Annotated in this window: 13 protein-coding genes; 8 read left to right on the forward strand and 5 right to left on the reverse strand. The window is 63.1% G+C overall.

Annotation, left to right across the window (positions count from 1 at the left end):
* The first annotated feature begins 36 nt into the window (after positions 1 to 36).
* From EOC93_RS03850 to EOC93_RS03885, 8 genes are all read left to right on the forward strand, one after another.
* Entirely contained in the window at positions 37 to 2,064 is a 2,028-nt protein-coding gene (locus EOC93_RS03850) for a hydantoinase/oxoprolinase family protein (protein WP_127203897.1), read from the forward strand.
* A gap of 3 nt (positions 2,065 to 2,067) precedes the next feature.
* Entirely contained in the window at positions 2,068 to 4,035 is a 1,968-nt protein-coding gene (locus EOC93_RS03855) for a hydantoinase B/oxoprolinase family protein (protein WP_127203898.1), read from the forward strand.
* 162 nt (positions 4,036 to 4,197) lie between these two features.
* Positions 4,198 to 5,049: an FAD binding domain-containing protein gene (locus EOC93_RS03860; protein ID WP_127203899.1), complete on the forward strand. Its 852-nt coding sequence runs from the start codon at positions 4,198 to 4,200 to the stop codon at positions 5,047 to 5,049.
* Positions 5,046 to 5,543, forward strand: a complete 498-nt coding sequence (locus EOC93_RS03865) for a (2Fe-2S)-binding protein (RefSeq protein ID WP_127203900.1) — start codon at positions 5,046 to 5,048, stop codon at positions 5,541 to 5,543. The genes EOC93_RS03860 and EOC93_RS03865 overlap by 4 nt, the downstream gene beginning before the upstream one ends.
* Positions 5,536 to 7,884, forward strand: a complete 2,349-nt coding sequence (locus EOC93_RS03870) for a xanthine dehydrogenase family protein molybdopterin-binding subunit (protein ID WP_127203901.1) — start codon at positions 5,536 to 5,538, stop codon at positions 7,882 to 7,884. Before EOC93_RS03865 ends, EOC93_RS03870 begins: the two co-directional genes overlap by 8 nt.
* Before the next feature lie 12 nt (positions 7,885 to 7,896).
* Positions 7,897 to 8,628: a LamB/YcsF family protein gene (locus tag EOC93_RS03875; RefSeq protein ID WP_127203902.1), complete on the forward strand. Its 732-nt coding sequence runs from the start codon at positions 7,897 to 7,899 to the stop codon at positions 8,626 to 8,628.
* A 95-nt stretch (positions 8,629 to 8,723) separates the two neighbouring features.
* Complete coding sequence (locus EOC93_RS03880; protein WP_127203903.1) at positions 8,724 to 10,106, forward strand: aspartate aminotransferase family protein; 1,383 nt, start codon at positions 8,724 to 8,726, stop codon at positions 10,104 to 10,106.
* Positions 10,103 to 10,771 (forward strand): nuclear transport factor 2 family protein, encoded by a 669-nt coding sequence (locus EOC93_RS03885; RefSeq protein WP_127203904.1) that lies wholly within the window; start codon positions 10,103 to 10,105, stop codon positions 10,769 to 10,771. The genes EOC93_RS03880 and EOC93_RS03885 overlap by 4 nt, the downstream gene beginning before the upstream one ends.
* Before the next feature lie 155 nt (positions 10,772 to 10,926).
* On the opposite strand, the gene EOC93_RS03890 is transcribed toward EOC93_RS03885, so the two are convergent.
* The 5 genes from EOC93_RS03890 to EOC93_RS03910 are packed head-to-tail and all read right to left on the reverse strand — an operon-like array spanning position 10,927 to position 15,650.
* The gene (locus EOC93_RS03890; protein ID WP_126103561.1) at positions 10,927 to 12,120 is read right to left on the reverse strand and encodes an ABC transporter substrate-binding protein; all 1,194 of its coding nucleotides are present in this window, start codon (positions 12,118 to 12,120) and stop codon (positions 10,927 to 10,929) included.
* A 43-nt stretch (positions 12,121 to 12,163) separates the two neighbouring features.
* Complete coding sequence (locus EOC93_RS03895) at positions 12,164 to 13,255, reverse strand: branched-chain amino acid ABC transporter permease (RefSeq protein WP_127203905.1); 1,092 nt, start codon at positions 13,253 to 13,255, stop codon at positions 12,164 to 12,166.
* A 4-nt stretch (positions 13,256 to 13,259) separates the two neighbouring features.
* Positions 13,260 to 14,165 carry a branched-chain amino acid ABC transporter permease gene (locus EOC93_RS03900; protein ID WP_095483664.1) on the reverse strand — a complete coding sequence of 302 codons (906 nt, stop codon included), beginning with the start codon at positions 14,163 to 14,165 and terminating at the stop codon, positions 13,260 to 13,262.
* Between the two features lies 1 nt (position 14,166).
* Complete coding sequence (locus tag EOC93_RS03905) at positions 14,167 to 14,901, reverse strand: ABC transporter ATP-binding protein (RefSeq protein ID WP_027036290.1); 735 nt, start codon at positions 14,899 to 14,901, stop codon at positions 14,167 to 14,169.
* A complete protein-coding gene (locus EOC93_RS03910; RefSeq protein ID WP_095483665.1) occupies positions 14,898 to 15,650 on the reverse strand; it encodes an ABC transporter ATP-binding protein in 753 nt (250 codons plus the stop codon). Before EOC93_RS03910 ends, EOC93_RS03905 begins: the two co-directional genes overlap by 4 nt.
* Positions 15,651 to 15,864 lie beyond the last annotated feature (214 nt).

The raw sequence follows: 15,864 nt of genomic DNA on the forward strand, positions 1-15,864 counted from the left end.
GGGCTTTGCCCGCAAAGACCCTACGAAGGAACTGTCATGAGCCGAATAAGAGTTGCCGTCGATGTCGGAGGGACCTTCACCGACATCTGTATCATGGACGAAGATAGCGGCGCGATCCGCATCGAGAAGACCGCCTCCACGCCTGATGATCCCATGCAGGCCATCATGAATGGCGTGGAGCAGGGCCGCATCGATCTTTCCGAGGTGACGATGTTCTCTCATGGCACGACGGTTGCCACCAATGCGCTGATCACCCGCCGCCTGCCACGCACCGCAATGGTCTGCACCGAGGGTTTCCGTGACGTTGTCGAGATCCGTCGCGCCAACAAGGAAGACCTCTGGGACACCTACAAGGATGTCGCCAAGCCCTATATCCCGCGCCGCGACCGGCTGACAGTCCGGGAACGGGTCAGTGCCGAGGGCACGATCCTGGAAGCGCTGGACGAAGAGGCTGCGCGCCGCGTCGCGGAAATTCTCGTGAAACGGCAGGTCAAGTCCATAGCCGTCTGCTTCATGAACTCCTATGTCAACGGTGCCAATGAGCGCCGCATGCGTGAGATCCTGAAGGAGGCCATGCCGGATCTGCCGGTCTCGATCTCCTCGGAAGTGATGCCGGAAATCTTCGAGCACGAGCGTTTTTCCACCACCATGGCGAACGCCGTCTGCGCCCCGGTCGTCGTCGACTACGTGTCGCGTCTCGGAGAAAAGCTTGCAGCGGCCGGATACAAGCGAGATCTCCTGTTGCTGCACAGCGGTGGCGGGGTCATGACACCCGCAAGCGTCAGGGATTTCTCAGCTCGGCTCGCAGGATCGGGCATCGCTGCCGGCGCGATCGCAAGCCGCTTCATCGGAAATCTCTGTGGCTTCCCGAACTCGATCGGCTTCGACATGGGCGGTACCAGCACCGACGTCTCGCTCGCATGGAACGGGGAGTCGCGCATCACAAAAGACTGGTACATCGAATTCGGATATCCGATCCGCTTTCCCTCCATCGAGGTGCTGACCATCGGTGCAGGCGGCGGGTCGTTGGCATGGCAGGACGAAGGCGGCAGCTTGCGCAACGGACCGCAGTCCGCCGGCGCTTTTCCAGGTCCGGCCTGCTACAAGAATGGCAACCGCACTGCCACCAACACCGACGCCAATGTCGTGCTCGGCCGTCTCGGCACCAGCCTTGCGGGCGGCAAGATCACGCTCGACCCCGCCTTGGCCGCCCAGGCGGTGCAGGAGACGGTGGCGGCACCCTTCGGCATGGAAATCCACAAAGCGGCCGAGGCGATCATCGCCGTCGCCAACGCCAATATGGGCAATGCCGTCCGGCTTCTCTCCATCAGCCGAGGCTATGACCCGCGCGACTTTGCGCTCGTCGCATTCGGCGGTGCAGGCGCATTGCACGGAGCGGCCGTGGCGAAGGAGCTTTCGATTCCAACCGTGATCGTGCCGCCCAATCCCGGCGTCACCTCCGCGCTCGGTTGCCTTCTCGTCGACGTGCAGCACGATTTCTCCGAAAGCTTCATGGCCGATGCTTCGACGGTCTCGCCCGCCGAGATGCAGACAGCCTTTGTTCTGATGGAAGAACAGGCCGTTGAGCGTCTGACCCATGAGGGCGTGGCGCGGGAAGACATGGCGCTGCAGCGTACGGTCGAGATGATGTACCAGGGACAGTGGCGCTCGCTTGCGGTGTCAGCGCCGGCGCGGATCGAGAGCATCTGCTCGCTGATCGAGGCATTCCACAACGAGCACGAACGCGAGTTCAACTACCGCCGCGAAGAGGCGCCGGTGTCGATCTTCCGCATCGCGGTCAAGGCGATCGGCATCGTCCCGAAAGCCGAGATACCGCGGCATGAAGTCTTGCCGCATAAGCCACAGCCGGTCGGCCGCCGCAGCGTCTGGTTCGACGGCGCATCTCATGACGCGGCCATGTATGAGCGTGAGCAACTCAGCGCCGGCGCTGCCTTCACAGGGCCCGCCATTGTCGAACAGTTCGATTCCACCACCGTGGTTCCGCCGGGAATGAGCGCGACCGTCGATGGCTTCCTGAACATTCTCATCGTGACGAAAGGCTGAGACATGACAAAGCTGATTGAAACGAGCCCTGGCCTCGATCCGGTAACGTTCGAGGTGCTGAAGAACTCCTTCATCACCACTGTCGACCAGATGGCCGAACAGATGCTTCGCACCTGCTATTCCTTCGTCATCTACAACCGAGACTTTTCGAACGCCCTGCACGACGCCGATGGCAACTCTGTCGCCCAGGGCAACTACGACATCGCGGTCCATGTCGGCACGCTGCACAACACGTGCAAGGAGGTGATCCGAGTCTTCGAAGGCGATATGGCACCCGGCGACGTCTACGCAATCAACGATCCCTATGCCGGCGGTACGCATTTCAGCGATGTTCGGCTCGTCCGGCCGATCTTCGACGAAGACAAACTGATCGGCTTCTCCCAGTCGAACGGACACTGGTCGGATCTTGGAGGCTCAGTGCCGGGTTCCTTCGACGTCACCGCCCGCGACATGTTCCGCGAAGGCCTGCGGATCACGCCGTTGCGCCTGTTCCAGCGCGGCCGCTTCTGCTCCGACGTCGCCAACATGATTGCGGCCAACACGCGCGATCCGGCATCGATCATTGGCGACATCCATTCCCAGGCGCAGGCGACGCAGGCTGCCGAGCGCGAACTGTTGCGGCTGGTCAAGAAGTATGGGCGCGGCCAGGTCATGCGCGGTATGGAGGAGGTTCAGGACTACGTCGAACGTTCCGTGCGAAAGCGTCTCGCGGAGCTGCCCGACGGCACCTGGGAGACGGTCGACTACATCGACCGGGATCTCGGTGCCGGCGAAGGCATGATCCCGATCCGCATCAAGATGACGATCAAGGGCGACACGATCCACTACGATTTTACGGGAAGCCATTCGACCATTGCCTCGATGTACAATTCAGCCCCGGGCGCGACCTTCTCGGCCGTGGTCGCTGGCATGAAGACCTTCTTCCCGGACCTTCCACTCAACAGTGGGTTTTACCGGATGATCGAGGTGACCGCGCCAAAGAACAGCATCGTCAGCGCGGAATGGCCGGTGGCGGTGACCGGGTTCCTGATGCCGTTCGAAAAGATCATGAACGCGATCTTCGAGATGTGGTCGAAGATCATGCCCGAACGCGCTATCGCCTGCGCCTTCAACCTGGAATATCTGCTGGCCGGGGGACGGGACGCGCGCAAACCCGAAAAGCCGATCTTCATGTTCTACGAATGGCTGCCCGGCGGCTGGGGTGGGCGTAACGGCAAGGATGGTGCAGATGTCACCACCGCCTGCTTCGGAACCGGGCTGATGTCGCAACCCAACGAAGGCAACGAGCGGGTGAACCCGACTCGGACGATCGAGTTCCAGATCAAGCAGGATTCAGCCGGGCCGGGCAAATGGCGGGGCGGCGTCGGCGTGCAGAAAACCTCGTTGTTGCTTGAGGCTGAAAATGCCGTCATGTCCTATATTTGCGACCGCGAGCGCGCTGTCGTCTGGGGTGTCGAAGGAGGCCTGCCGTCGATGCCCCACGGCTTGACCATGAAGCGCGCGGGAGAAGAGACCGAGATCTGGCTCGGCTCCGTGTTCTCCGATTACTCCGTCCACACCGGCGACCAGTTCGCTCGTCCGACGGCCGGCGGCGGCGGTTTCGGCGATCCACTGGAGCGCGAACCCCGCAAGGTGATGGAGGACGTGATCGACGACTACGTTTCTCTGGAGCGCGCCAAGATTGACTACGGCGTGGTGATCCGCGAAATCGACCGCGACCTGTGCCAGTACGAAATTGACGAGACGGCAACCGAAGCTTGCCGTGTCGACATCCGGGCGAAACGGAAGGACTGGGCACGCATGGATCCTGAGGAGATCGCGCGCAAATACCGCTCCGGCGAGATCGATGCGCTCGATGCGGTTCGGCACTATGCCGTGATCCTCGACTGGGAGACTGGCGAACTCCTCCCTAAAACCACCGCCCAGTTCCGTGAGAGCTTCGAGAAAAGGACGGTCGCTCACTGGGCGTGAGTGCCGAGCGCACCGCAAATCTTGCGGGCGCTCGCAGGGATGCCAGAGTTATCTGTTTTTTCGATGCCATACTCAAAGAATTACTATTTCACAGGAGCCTAAAGCTGGAGCAACAATGCTGCAGCGCCGCGAAAAGTTGGCTGCTTCCGAGGGGTATGACAGATGGCACCAAGCGTGGAACGATCGTTCGCCGCAGCCAGCACTATTGAAGAGGCAATGGCCGCACGCCGGCAAGGTGCGGCGGTGCTTGCCGGCGGCACCTGGATGATGCGTGATCCACGGCGCGGGGTCGACCTTCCCGAGGCTGTGGTCGCACTCCACCGAATACCGGCCTTGTCCAAGGTCGAAATCGAACCGGACCATGTCGTGATAGGCGCAGCCGTTACCCATGCAGTCCTTGGCCGCGCGTTGCACGGGGCAGTGGGCTTCGAAGGTCTGGTTGCCGCGGCGGACGGTGCGGCCAATCCCGGCATCCGAAGGGTCGCCACCGTGGGCGGCAACCTTTGTGCCCTCGACTTTGCCGCCGCCGATCTCGCCCCTGCGCTTCTCGTCTGTGAGGCGACGGTGGAGCTGGAGACGTTCGAAGGCCCAAAACTCCTCGGTATTTCGGATTTCCTCAAAGACAGGCATACGCTGCTGGCCGAAGCGATTGTGACGAGAATTCATCTGCGCCGCGACCTGGTCGCAAGTTCTCATATCCGCCTACCGCTTCGGAAAGCCGGCGACTATCCGGTCGCCATCGTCTCACTCGGGGTGGATAAGGACAAACGATGTCGCATCGCCGTCGGCTCGGTGGAGCCGGTAGCGCGGCGCTGGACCGCGCTCGAACAGGCCATGAGGGCAGGCCCGGCCTCCGCGCTCGATCCGGAACGCGCCGGGGAGCTTGCACTGGAGCACAATGATTTTCGGGGCCGCGACGGCAAGGAAGCGGAGGGTTGGTACCGGCGCCAGGTTCTTCCGCCACTGGTCAAGCGCGGTGTTGCCGCACTTCTCAAGACCGGGGGCCTGGCATGACCGTGACATTCCAGCTGAATGGCGAGGACTGCCGCTTTGATGGCGATCCGATGACGCCGCTCGTCGACATCTTGCGGCACGAACGATTCCTGACGGGGACCAAAGCCGTGTGCCGCGAAGGCTTTTGCGGCGCGTGCACGGTGCATGTCGACGACGAAGCCGTGCCGTCCTGCCTGAAGCCGGTTGGACTCGTCCATGGATGCGCGGTGACGACCATCGAGGGAATGAGTTCTGGAAACCAGGCGCTGCACCCGCTCCAGGTCAATTTCGAGGCGGCCGATGCCGTGCAATGCGGCATGTGTTTTCCGGGAATGGTCATGAGCCTTTCGGCGTTCGTGCGTGACAATCCGCATGCGAGTCGTCCCGAAATCAAGGCGGCGATGGTCGGCAACATCTGCCGCTGCACGGGATATGAGCGGATCGTCGACGCCGTGGCCGAATGCCTCGACCAAGCGCGGAAGGCTGGCCAGTTGGTGGGAGGCATCCATGTCTGAGCTGTCCGCCACGGTCATGAATCTTCCCCGCCGCGATGCGCAGGACAAGCTGCGCGGGCGGACGAAATACACCAACGACCGGATTCGCCCCGACATGTTGCATGCCGTGCTGCTGCGGTCGACCGTTCCCGCGGGGCGTATCCGCAAGCTCGACGTTTCGGCGGCACTTCGCTGTCCTGGCGTGCGCGCGGTGGCGACCGGCGCCGATGCGCCAGGGCTCTACGGCATCGGCATTGCCGATCATCCGCTCTTGGCGATCGACACGATCCGCTACCACGGCGAGCCAATCGCCGTCATCGCCGCCGAGACGGAGAAGCAGGCGCGGGCGGCACTTGCCGCCATCATGGTCGAGGTCGAGCCGCTGGCACCTGTGTTCACCATGGCCGAAGCGCTCCAGCCCGCCGCCCGCCTCGTCCACGAGGGCTGGCGCGGCTATGAGGTGATCACGGAGGGCGGCGCACGTGCCGGCAACATCGCATGGGAGGCAAAATCCAGCCGCGGTGACGTCGATGCGGCCTTCGCCCGTCCCGATATACGCATTGTCGAGAGCAGCTTCACCGTCGGTCGGCAGAACCATGTGCCCTTCGAACCGCGCGTTGCCATCGGCTCCTGGGAGGACGGCCGTGCTCACATCCAGACCTCGACGCAGGTGCCTTGGACCGTGCGCAACGTCACCGGAAGGGTCATGCAGCTTCCACCCGGGCGTGTGCGGGTCACTGTACCCCCTGTCGGTGGCGGGTTCGGCCTGAAATTCGATGCGTCCATCGAGCCTATCACGGCACTTCTGGCGCGGATGACCGGGCGCACGGTGGTGCTGGAAAACACCCGGCAGGAAGAGATGGCAACCTGCCTCTGCCGCGAGAATGCGGAAATCCGCATTCGGTCCGCTGTCACCGCCGAAGGATACATCGCCGGGCGCGAGGCGGTCGTGCTGATGGATTGCGGTGCGTATGGCGGTGAGCAGGTCTTCCTGACGACGATGACGGCGCACACGCTGGGCGGCAATTACAGGGTTGGCGCAACGCGGCTCGTCAGCCGCGCCGTATACACCAACACACCACCCAACGGTGCTTTCCGAGCTTGCAACGGCGTCTACAACACATTCGCGTTGGAGCGACATACCGACGAAATCTGCGATGCGCTAGGCTTCGACCCAACGGAGTTCCGGAAGAAAAATGTCCTGGGAGATGGTGATCTCGGTGCCACGGGCCAGGTTTTCGAGGCCGACGTGCTGGGTCCGATGCTCGATCGTATGGAGGCGTTGCGTGCCAGTACCGGCACATCAGAAGCGAAGGCCGACGGCAGGCTCTATGGAATTGCGACCACGGTCGGCACATGGTTCGTGTTTGTCGGACCCTCGGCGGCAACGGTGAACTTGAACGCCGACGGCAGCGCAACGCTGGTCACGTCGGGTGTGGAGATCGGATCGGGCACGATGGTGCAATCCCTGCCGCAGATGGTGGCTGGGCAGCTTGGCCTCGCTCCCGACCAGGTAATCGTGCGCGAAGCCGATACAGATGCCGCCGGCCTCGATGTCGGCGTTGGCGGTGGGCGCACCACCGTGTCCATTGGTGCTGCGAGCATCGCCGCCTGTGCAGAGGTGCGGGAGAAGCTGCTGCGGACCGCCGGCGAGATGCTCCAGACCCGACCGGAAGACCTGGTGCTGCGGGACGGTCGTGTCGAGATCACCGGACGTCCCGGTTCCGGCATGTCGATCCCCGCCGTCGTCGCCCATGCGCAGGCCACCATCGGCCCGATCACAGGAAGTGGAGCCTTTACCGCCAGGAACACTCCGGCAATGTCCGGCTGCGCCATGGGGCATTTCATCGATGCGCTCGACATCCCCGTCTTCGTCGTTCACGAGGCCGAGGTGGCGGTTGATCCGGACACCGGTCATGTCGAGGTGCTGGCCTATCGCGTGGTTCAAGATGTCGGCCGCGCGCTCAACCCACGCGCCATCCTGGGCCAGATACAGGGCGGCGTGGTGCAGGGGCTGGGCTATGCGTTGCATGAGGAGGTGACGCTCACCGCCGACGGACGCATCGCGCAGGACGATTTCGAGACCTATCGCCTGCCGCTGGCGCAGGACGTGGTTCCGGTCGCCGCCGACCTCTACGAGGGCGCGCCGTCGATGGGGCCGCTAGGCACCAAGGGCGCGGGCGAGGTCCCGATCCTGGCCGTGGGCGCGGCGATCGGCTGTGCGGTGGCGCGCGCCATCGGCAAGCCGGTGCAGCAACTGCCACTGACGCCACCGCGCGTGCTTCGACTGCTGCACGAGCGCGAACCACCGCCGGAATTCCCGCACATCGCCCTCGGCTGGGCAGCAAACACTCTGGGCTGAGGCAAGCAAACCATGGTCACCCTGAACTGCGACATGGGGGAAAGTTACGGCAACTGGCGCTTCGGCGACGATGCCGGCATCATGCCTCATATCGATTGCGCCAACATCGCCTGCGGCTTCCACGCCTCCGATCCATGGACGATGCTGAAGACCGTGCGGCTCGCGCTTTCTCATGGAAAGCAGGTTGGCGCGCATCCCTCCCTTCCCGATCGCGAGGGGTTCGGTCGGCGCGAAATGAAACTTCAGCCGGAGGAACTGACAGCCGCCTTCCTCTACCAAATCGGTGCGCTGACAGGAATGCTGGCCGCCGAGGGCGGGCAACTCAGCCATGTCAAACCGCATGGCATCATCTACGGCATGGCCGCGCACGACATGGACACTGCCCGGGCGATTGCCGCGGCGGTCAAGCCGTTCGTCATCCCGCTCTTCGGCATGGCGGGAACCTGTCACGAGACGGCAGCAGCTGAACTCGGCGTTGCCTTCGTGGGCGAGTTCTTTCCCGATCTTGCCTACGCTCCCGGCGGCAGCCTGATCATCCCGCGTGTACAGTCGGCCATCGACCTGACGCTTGCCGAGCACCGCATGGTGGGGGCGCTTGCCCGACGCGAACTCGTCACCACAGACGGCACGGTCCGCCCGGTCGACTTCGACACCGTCTGCATCCACTCCGATCCGCCGAATGCGCGCGACGTCGCCGCGCTGATGCGGCGGATCATCGACACCCATTCCAAAAGCCTCCCATGATTCATTTTTCCGAATCGTGAAAGCTCCACGCATGGGATCGAGGACTATCTCGAACTCACAGCCCGAACCATTTCCACAAGCCGCTGAGGACTTCCATGGAAGCGCTTTCCAACTCTCTCGCCGCCGCCGACATCGCCACCACAATGCACCCCTACACCAACCTGCGTCAGCACGAACAAACCGGGCCGCTGATCATCAGCCGCGGCGACGGCATCCGAGTGTATGACGAGCGCGGCAAGGAATACATCGAAGGGCTCGCGGGGCTGTGGTCGGTGGCCGTCGGCTTTTCGGAAAAGCGGTTGGCCGACGCTGCCTATCAGCAGATGCTGAAGCTGCCCTACTACCACACCTTCTCCTCCAAGGCGCATGAGCCGTCCATCCGGCTCGCGGAGAAACTCGTGGAGATGACGCCGGAAAACCTGACGCGTGTTTTCTTCACGTCGTCGGGTTCGGAAGCCAACGACAGCATCGTCAAGATGATGTGGTTCATGAACAACGCGCTCGGCCGGCCCAAGAAGAAGAAATTCTTGGCGCGGACCAAGGGCTATCACGGTATCACCGTCGCCTCCGGCAGCCTGACGGGCCTGCCGATCAACCATCGCGACTTCGACCTGCCGGCGATTCCCGTTCGCCACCTGACCTGCCCGCACTTCTATCGTTTCGGCATGGAAGGCGAAGACGAGGCCGCCTTCACGGCGCGTCTGCTCGCCGAGCTGGAGGCGGTGATCGCGGAAGAAGGGGCTGATACCATCGCAGCCTTCATAGGAGAGCCGCTTATGGCAGCCGGCGGCGTTCTGCCGCCGCCGGTCGGGTACTGGGAAGGCGTGGAGAAAATCTGCCGGGCAAATGATATCATTCTGATAGCAGATGAGGTGATCTGTGGCTTCGGGCGGCTCGGCACGCCCTTTGGCTGCCAGAAATTCAGCTTCACGCCTGATATCATGACGCTTTCCAAGCAGATCACCTCCTCCTACATGCCGCTGGCCGCGGTGGTGTTCTCGGAGGCGATTTACCAGGCGATCGCCGACAACACCGCAACGATCGGCAATTTCGGCCACGGCTTCACGGCGTCGGGTCATCCGGTCGCCACGGCAGTGGGTCTCGAAAACCTCGCCATCTTCGAGGAGCGGGACTTGATCGGAAACGCGGCCCGCCTTGAGACGTCGTTCCAGCTCGGCATCCGCTCATTCGCAGATCACCCACTTGTCGGCGAAGCGCGGGGCACCGGTCTTATCGGCGCCGTTGAGCTGGTGGCAGACAAGGCGACGAAACGCCCCTTCGCCAAGGTTGGGTGCGCAGGGACTATCGCAGGAGGGATCGGCCACGAGGAAGGCCTCATCTTCCGCGCCATCGGCGACCAGCTCGCGCTCTGTCCGCCGATGATCTCGACAGAAGACGATGTGAAGGAAATCATGACGCGCATGGGCCGGACGCTTGAGCGCCTGACCGGTGCGGTTGCCAAGGAGGGACTTGAATGACCCGTATGAAAGCCGAACCGGTCGTCCATATCGACGACGAACGCTTCCGGGTCACCGAATGGCGGTTTGCCACCGGGGCCGAGACCGGCTGGCACATCCATGGCTATGACTACGTCATCGTGCCGCTTACGGACGGCAAGCTCGGTCTCGAAGGCCCGGACGGCGCGCAATCGCAAGCCGCTCTCACCCAAGGGGTGCCCTATTCGCGGCGGACAGGTGTGGCTCACAACGTCATCAATGCCGGCAATGCGCCGCTCGCATTCTTGGAGGTTGAGGTCGTGGAGGCTGGCGACCTCACAGCCAGGCGGCTCGCCGTGCTCGACCGGTTCCTCGCGGCCTGGAACGCCCGCGACGTGGGCGCGCTGATGGACTGCATGGCTGAGAATTGCGCTTTCCACGGCTCGGCCGGCCCCGATGCCGAAGGGCGCAAGCATATGGGGCGTGACGCCGTGCGCGTCGCCTATGCAGCGCTGTTCGATGCCTTCCCGAAAGCCGTGTGGACCAGGGGACGGCACGTCGTGACGGGCGACACCGGACTTTCATCATGGCGCTTCGTCGGCACCACGGCAGCCGGGCCGCAAATCGAAGTCGACGGCTGCGATATCTTCGCTTTCTCGGGGGAGCTCATAGCGCTCAAGGATTCCTACCGCAAAGCGCGAGGGTAGCGAAAATCTGAATTCATCGGCAATGAGGGCGGTCCAAGCGGGCCGCCCTCCTTTTTTGTTCAAAGGCAAGATACTCAAAAGACGAAAGGCCCTGTCGTCCCAAAGCAACAGGGCCTTTCGCATATCAAGGGCGGGATTATCCGCCCCATCTTCTCCTACTTGAGCAAGGCTTCCATCGGTACCGGCTCGGAAATCGTCCAGTTGCCTACAACACCCGGCTTGCCGGCCTTGGTCTCGACGATCAGGTACCGCGTCTGGTTCTGGTGATGCAGTTCGGGCGTGAAGGTGCGAGGCCCGAACAGCGTCGGCTCATTCTTCATCTTTTCCAGTTCCGCGACGACCGCGTCGGCATCGGTCGTGCCTGCACGCTCGACCGCCTTGGCCCAGACGTCGACCATGACGTAACCCGGAAAAACATACTGGCTCGAGGGATCGGCGCCTGTCTTCTCCTTGTATGAGGCATTGAACTTCAACACGGCCGGATTGGGATCGTCGCCATAGATCGATCCCTGAACGGGGACGTAGAAGTTCGTCAGATCGGACACGGCCGAGAGCCAATAGCTACCGTCGACGCCCGAGCCGTTCAGGATCATGGAGTTGATACCCGCGGCGCGAAGCTGCTTGATGGCCGAGACAGCGCCCGGCATCATCGTGCAAAGCATGATCGCATCCGGCTCCTTCGGCAGAGACTTGATGCGGGTGATCTGCGCGGCGATGGAGGCGTCCTCGTTCTTGAAGGTGTCTTCACCGACAAGCTTGGCGCCCTGGGCTTCGAGCTTCGGCATCATCCAGTCGAAGCCGTCGCAGATGCCCTTGTTGTAGGCCGTCCAGGTATCGAGCAAACGGTAGAAGTCCTTTGCGCCCTTTTCCTTGAATGCCCACTCGGCCATGGTCGCTCCCTGCACGGCCGCCAGCACCGACGCAGAGAAGCTGTGCGGGCCGACACCCTGGATACCGGCCTTGACCGATTCCGCGCACAGGAAGAAAGAGATATGGCCGGCGTCCTCGGCCGCGAGCGCAGCCGGCGATCCGAAGTCGTAGTCGCAGGAGACGACCACGAGATCGGCGTCCTGGTCGAGCACGGAGAGGCCCGCCTTGGCGCCTTCGGCCCGGTCGGACTTGGTGTCGGCCTTGACAACCTTGATCTGCTTTCCAAGCAGACCGCCAGCCGCATTGATCTCGTCGATGCGAATCAAGGCCGCCTCCTGGGCAGGCTTGTCATAGGCTTCCATGAAGCCCGACTCCGCAGTGGCGAAGCCGATGACGATAGTCTCGTCATCCGCCAGGGCCGGGTATGCGATGGACATCGAGGCCAGAGCGGTTGCGACAATTCTCATTTTGTATGTCATGCACGTCTCCTTTTTTGTTTTCCGGTCGGGCTTGTGCCGCCGGTCACTTGTTGCGACTGCTGCGGGGTAAGGTGAGCTCGCGGTTGCCCATGAGTCCGGACGGGCGAAGCGCGAGGATCACGATCATGATGACGCCGAGGGCTATTTCCTGAACCCCTTTCGGGAGGGCGAACGTGGACTCGCCGAGCGATACGCCTGCCTCCAGCCAGCGCAGCGCCTGGATGAGGGCGGACAGCAGGACGACACCCACTACACCCCCCGACAGGCTGCCCATGCCGCCGACGACGAGCATGGAAAGGGTGATGAAGGTGAGACCGAGATAGAATGTATCGGGTGTGACCACGCCGATGGAATGAGCCATGAGCGCACCGCCCAGTCCCATCACCGCGCCTGATACGACGAACGCCACCAGTCTTTCCCTGGGAATGTCGACTCCGGAAGCCGCGGCGGCGGTGGGCTCATCGCGGGCAGCACGAAGGGCCAGGCCGGACCGGGAGATCGCGTGCGCCCAGGCGATGAAGATTGCGACCACGGCGCCGATGAGATACGGCCAGATCACGCGCACGATCGGAATGCCGACGACCGATGAGGTCGCTCCGGTCACGCTCTCCCAGTTGGAATAAATTGTGTTGATCATGGCGAGCATCGCGAAGGTCGCGATCGATGCTGCGATGCCCGATAGCCGCATCAGCACCCGCCCGAAAATGAGAGCGGCGAGGGCGGCGAACAACGCCGCCAGCACAGCCGATTGCCAGTACGGCAAACGGGTCGCCAGCAGCCATTCGGGCAGTCCCGGCAACGAACCGCGTTTCATCATCGGATTGATGGTGAGCCACGCGGCCGCGTAGGCGCCAAGGCAGGTGAAGCCGATATGCCCGAAGCTGAGAACGCCCGAATTTCCGATAAAGATGTATAGGCCCACGACGAGGATGACACGGACGAACACGTCGATCACCGTCTGGTTGAAGGGCCGCGATCCGGTCATCACCGTGATCAGCGCGATGGCCAGCAGCAGCAGAGAAAGCAGGACCGGCGTCAGGATTGTGCGGCGGGCAAGCGCGAAGCGGGCGGGCTTTCGCTCGGCAGCCGCGGCACCGGCAGCGGTAGAGTTGGCAAGGGAGGCGGCGACAGCCATGAAATCAGACCCTTTCCTTGGTGCCGCGCGCGGCAATGAGCCCTTGCGGGCGGAAGAGGAGAACGAGGATGACCGCTCCATAGACAAAGGCATCGCGGAATGGCCGGGCGTCGATGGGCAGCATGACCTGCATGATCACCGAGGCGGCACCCAGCAGGAAGCCGGCGAGCACGGCCCCCCCGAGGCTGCCGAGGCCGCCAATGACGGTGGCGATGAAGGCCATCAACATGATCGAGGCGCCCATCTGGATGTCCAGCGTGCCTGTCTGGGCGCCAAAGATCAGCGCAATGGCGGCGGCCAACGCGCCGGAGAGGGCGAACGCGCCCATGATAACCCGGTTCGCACGCACACCCAGCATGCGGGCCATCGAGAAGTTCTCGGCCGCCGCCCGCATCTCCAGGCCGAAGCGGGTTTGACGCAGGAACAGCGTCAGGCCGATCAGGATGACCATCGTAGTGACGATCGTTATGAGCTGGAGGAGGGGAAGCCGGGCACCAAGGATCTCCACCGGTTGGGACAGTTCGGGCAGCAGCGAGATCGATTTCGGCCGACTGGAGAAAAGCATGAGCAGGAAGTAGCGAATTACGAAACCGAGCGCGAAGGAGGCGATCATCATCGTTGCCGGATTTGCCTGGCGGAAACGCCTGAAGACGACGATTTCGCACAGCACTGACAGCCCGGCGCCGCAGAGGAGAACGAAGGGCACCAGCAGGTACCACGGCAATTGGCCAGCGAAGACGATGGCCATTGCGTCCGTAGATGGCCACAGCAGTGCGAAGACGCAGAAGGCGATGACGTCGCCATGCGCAAAGTTCACGAGCCGCATGACGCCGAAGATGAGGGCAATGCCGAGCGCTCCGAGCGCGTAGAGCGAACCAAGCGAGAGTGCGTCAAACAGGATCTGGAGCATCTCAATGGTCCTCGTAACCGAAATAAGCAGCCTGGATCGCCTCGCCGTTGCCGAGCGTCCGGGCGTCGCCATCGAGCACGATCTGTCCGCCACGCATCAGGATCATCCGCCCGCCCACCATCATCGCCCGGGCCGAGCTCTGCTCAACGATCAGGAGCGTGAGCTGGCGCTGCGCACGCAGCGCGATCAGCCGCTCGTAGACCTGGTCGTTGATGTTGGGGGCGAGGCCCAGCGAAGGCTCGTCGATGGCTACAAGCCGCGGATTGGTCATCAGCGCGCGTCCGATGACCAGCATTTGCTGCTGCCCGCCGGACAGCAATCCCGCCTGCCCGTGCCGCCTCTCTTTCAGCATCGGGAAGGTTGCGTAGACGGCTTCGAGCTCGTCGGCAGCTCGGCTGCGCCAGCCGCGTTCGCGGGCGTGCATGCCAGTTCCGACCAGGAGGTTCTCTTCGGTCGTCAGCGAGCCGAAGACATCGCGCCCCTCCGGCACCATGGAGAATCCGAGCCGGGCGATGTTCTCCGGCGCCTGGCCGGTGATCTCATGACCTGCAAGATCGATTCGGCCGCCCGCAACCGGCGTAACACCGGCGATCGCGCGCAGCAGTGAAGACTTCCCGGCTCCGTTCGGGCCGGTGATGAACAGGATCTCTCCCTCGTCCATGGAGAAGGAGACATTGCGGACCGCCGTGAGACGGCTGTAGCGGATGGTGATATCGGAAAGGGCGAGCAGGCTCATTCCATCGCCTCCAGCACAGGCAGGTCGGTGTTCGCGGCCGTGCCCATATAGGCGTGGCGCACCTTCTCGCTGTCGCGGATCGCGGCAGGCGGGCCTTCCTCGATGATCGCTCCGGAATCGAGCACGACGATATGCTCGCAAAGGCCGAGCACCAGCCCGACATTGTGCTCGATGAGCAGGACACCGCAGCCGAGATCGGCGGCGATGTGTCTTATCAGGGCCGACAGCTCCCGCGCCTCCAGCGCGCTCATGCCAGCCGCGGGCTCGTCGAGCAGGATGTATGCGGGCCGTCCCATCAGGGCGCGGCCAATGGCGACGCGGCGCTCGTCTGTATATGGCAACGTCCCGGCGATGCGGGTGCCCAGCGCACCGATGCCTATCCAGTCGAGCATCGCTTCCGCTTCGGCGATGGCAGCGCGCCGGCTCATTCCCAGACCAACGCCGGTTACCTCCAGGTTGTCCAGCACAGGCAGGTCGCGGAAGAGCCGCCCACCCTGGAAGGTGCGGGCGATGCCGCGCCGCCGGACCTGATGCGGCTTGAGACCCGTGAGTGCTGCCCCGTCGAGCTTGATGGTGCCTTCCGTTGGTGCCTGGAAGCCGGTCAGCACGTTGACGAGTGTGGTCTTGCCGGCGCCATTCGGGCCGATGAGGCCACTGATGCGGCCGGGCGTGATTTGGAGGTCTACCGATGACAGGGCCTTCAGCCCCGCAAACGATACCGAGACGTTCTCCGCGCTCAGATGACTCATGTCCCTTTCCTTCTTTTTACCGACGGAAAGGCGCGAAGCATCCAGCCTTGCGGCCAGTCACGTTGCAAATGTCTTCCCCTGTCGGTTCCGGCGGTCTCTAGCGGACTGCTCGGATGCCAAATTCACGCCGTTGCCCGGCGTCGTCTTGTCGTTTCGCGCACCGGATTTTGTCTTCCGCCACGCGCGGTCGGTTTTGGCCGACCGATCTCCTCGC

Source organism: Mesorhizobium sp. M6A.T.Ce.TU.002.03.1.1 (assembly GCF_003997275.1).
Taxonomy (GTDB): Bacteria; Pseudomonadota; Alphaproteobacteria; order Rhizobiales; family Rhizobiaceae; genus Mesorhizobium; species Mesorhizobium mediterraneum.